General features: G+C 56.3%; 3 protein-coding genes. All 3 read right to left on the minus strand.

Annotated elements, in window-relative coordinates; all coding sequences use genetic code 11:
- Window positions 1-72 precede the first annotated feature (72 nt).
- Complete coding sequence (locus VGM55_RS03605) at window positions 73-1,161, minus strand: DUF968 domain-containing protein (protein ID WP_331634606.1); 1,089 nt, start codon at window positions 1,159-1,161, stop codon at window positions 73-75.
- Between the two features lie 148 nt (window positions 1,162-1,309).
- Window positions 1,310-2,029 carry a replication protein P gene (locus tag VGM55_RS03610; RefSeq protein ID WP_331634607.1) on the minus strand — a complete coding sequence of 240 codons (720 nt, stop codon included), beginning with the start codon at window positions 2,027-2,029 and terminating at the stop codon, window positions 1,310-1,312.
- On the minus strand, window positions 2,026-2,988 hold a 963-nt coding region (locus VGM55_RS03615; protein ID WP_331634608.1), incomplete at its 5' end, for a helix-turn-helix domain-containing protein. The genes VGM55_RS03610 and VGM55_RS03615, both read right to left, overlap by 4 nt.

The raw sequence follows: 2,988 nt of genomic DNA on the forward strand, positions 1-2,988 counted from the left end.
TTGCTGAACCGCTCAAATCTGCGGTAGCGCGTTTCAGTGTTTCACGAATGTACTGCAGGTATTGATCGTTCATTATGCGGTCTCCACACCACTGCGCCCGGTCCCGGCAATCACCCCGATAGCCAGTACACGATCCAGGAAACGAATGAGTAATTCTGCCTGGCTTCCGTATCTTTTCTCAAACGCCACGGTGTCAGCGTGCAGTTCGTCGTGATGCCTTCTGCACAAGGGGAACACAAACAGGTCGTGCGCTTTGGTTCCCGTGCCACCCATCCCGTAACCGATAAGGTGGTGCGGGTCGTCTGCCGGGTTACCACAGCATGCACAAGGCTGCTGTTTCACCCAACGGGTGTATGTCGGGTTTTCCCACCTGCGACGCTTCGGTCGCAGCATGAATGATTCAGGGCTTTCAGGATTTGCGGCAAGTTTAAGAACAGGCTTAACGTCGGCATACCCCACCTGCTGATTTTCGTTGCTGCTGCGCTTTATCGCCGCTCCTGCAACTTTTGCTTTCTCCTGCACAATGCTGGTGGCCGGAGCTGATAGGGTCAGGTCGGCTTCTCTCGTCACAGATTCAATCACTGCCTGCGGTATACGGAGAGCTTTACGCGCCATTCCCTCCGGCAGCACGTCCACCACATCCCGACGCGTGGCCCACCAGCACAGCTCCGGAAGGGTGAGAACATGGCTTTCGTCAAATCCCAGTGCTCTGCGCGCCTGGTCCACGACAAAGCCGCAGGTATTCCGGGTTGCCAGTGCTTCAAGCTGAACAGTACTTTGCTCACGCAGCTCATTATCACAGGACCAGCACAACCGAATGGCACCCGGCGTATACCGCAGGATTGTTAAATCGTGATGATGGTATTTGTCGTGCGGCCACTGGCAGCCGTTCTCCTGCCGCTCTAACCAGTATTCCAGACCATTAACGCCACCCGCTGCAATGAGCACTTTTTCATTCGTCAGAAAGGGGAGCAGAGGCGGGTCACTGACCAGTGGCTGGGCTACCGCCGGTATAACGCCGGATGGCAGAGGCTGAAGATGCTCAGGAACGTTCTCTATCAGCACACGCCCCTGGCGGAACAGTGCCATCACATCAGCGCCGGGCCTGAACAGCACGACGCCGAGACGCGGGGCGATTTCAGGTGTAAGCAATGCTCTCATACCCCCGCCTCCTGCAGAGTGCCAGTCAGGCTACACACCACGCGGGAGGATATACGCTCACACCACAGCAGGTTGATACGGACCGCCTGCAGCCGAAGAGCCCGGGAGTTTTACAGTAGGCACTCTGCGTTTCCTGTGATTTCACAAGTTATCCCTCCTGCTTCTGGCGGGCTCTGATGCGTTCAAGCATCTCAGTACCCCGGCGCTGGTAACGCCCATCAGGGTCCCTGTTTTTTTCCTGAATAACGGAAGGCGGACGACGATTATCCGGAAGCTGGCTCACTGGCGAAGGAATTTTCTCCCCCCTGGCAATCTTTTGAGCCCACAGGTTCAGCTGGTGCTGCGCGGTTTTCTTTGTTTCGCTCGTGGTTTGCTGATAGCGGTACATTTTTTGACGCATATCCATGATAATCCAGTACATCACCGGATGCGACCAGGGAAATTCGGCTGCCGTCCCGTATAAATCACGGGTTGCACCGAATCGTTCGAACTCCGCCATAACCTCATCCGGCGAGGGTAATCCCGCGGTCGCCCCCTCCCTGCACCACCCGATAAACTTTCCGCACGAAGGCCAGAAGTCGCTGTCCTGCCGGCGGGCCATGCGTACACCGGCACGAACCTGCTCCACCGTAGTGATATTGTTTTCTGCGAAGGCCAGGATCCACTGACGCTTCATCGCCACCACATCCCCGGGGGTGGCAAGCACCGTGTGGCGTGCCGCCGGGAAAAGTCGGATCAGATTATCAAACAGGGCGTCCACCAGTTTCACGGCGTTATCGTTCACCACCGGTTCGCGGTGGGCATCCACGGCGATTTGCGCCAGCGCCCCGGCATCGCGCTCCTGAACGGCTGAAATTAATTTATTCACAGTACGCTCTCCCATCCGTCAGCCGTATTCCAGTCAGCGCTCAGCAGCTGGCTGATTGACTTATCGCTGCCCGATACGCTGGTGCCGGCCGTGCTCAACTTCAGCGTCAGCTCATCCCACTTCTCGCGCAGCTTCGACGGGCTCAGGATGTTTTTGCACCAGAACCGGTCCAGGCTGGCGCGTTTGAACAGCGAGCAGATTTGTTTATGCGTCCTACCGTCCTGCGCCACCATCAGGCGAACCTCGTTTGCCCAGGCTGTCCAGTTAGGCTCTCGGGGTCGAACGACCTCACCGTCGGTTTCGGCCGCCTGCTCGTACATCGCGATAATTTTCCCCCAGATGAACTCTGCACAGGTCAAATCATCCTGGCTGCCCCACTGTCGCCTTTTGGCACTGAACACCACTGCATCAGGGTGTCGTGCAGAGAAATCATCAATGGCATGGTCCGGAGGCGAAGCGTCCGGACAAGAAGGTTTTATATCTGACGGATCTGGTTTTAATGACGGATCGGGGTCAACCATTGGGGGGTTAATGACCCCATTTTTATCAACCGTTGACCCCTCAACGATTGGGGGGTCAATATTTAAGGGGTTAACGGTTGACCCCTCAAATTTTAAGGGGTCATTTTTTGGGGGGTTCTCACGTGAAGCGCGTTTCTTCGCTTTACAGAATGTCCGTGCAGCCTCAGCGGCCGCTTCCAGTTTCTCAACGTTAATCTGATAGAGGTTACTGAGATTCCGGCCACCCGCTTTACGCTCAGTCTTAATCAGCCAGCCACCCCGCTCCAGCTCGGCTATTGCTGTAGATACTGTCGTCGTGCTTTTAGCCCCGATTTCGCGCTGTATGGTTTCTACCGCAGGCCAGGATAACCCTTCGTTATTGCTGTAGTCCGCCAGGCGGGCCATGACGGCGACGCGAGAAAGGATAAGACCGGCATGTGCGCACCCTTCCCATACAAG

This window comes from Cedecea sp. (assembly GCF_036500665.1).
Classification (GTDB): domain Bacteria; phylum Pseudomonadota; class Gammaproteobacteria; order Enterobacterales; family Enterobacteriaceae; genus Cedecea.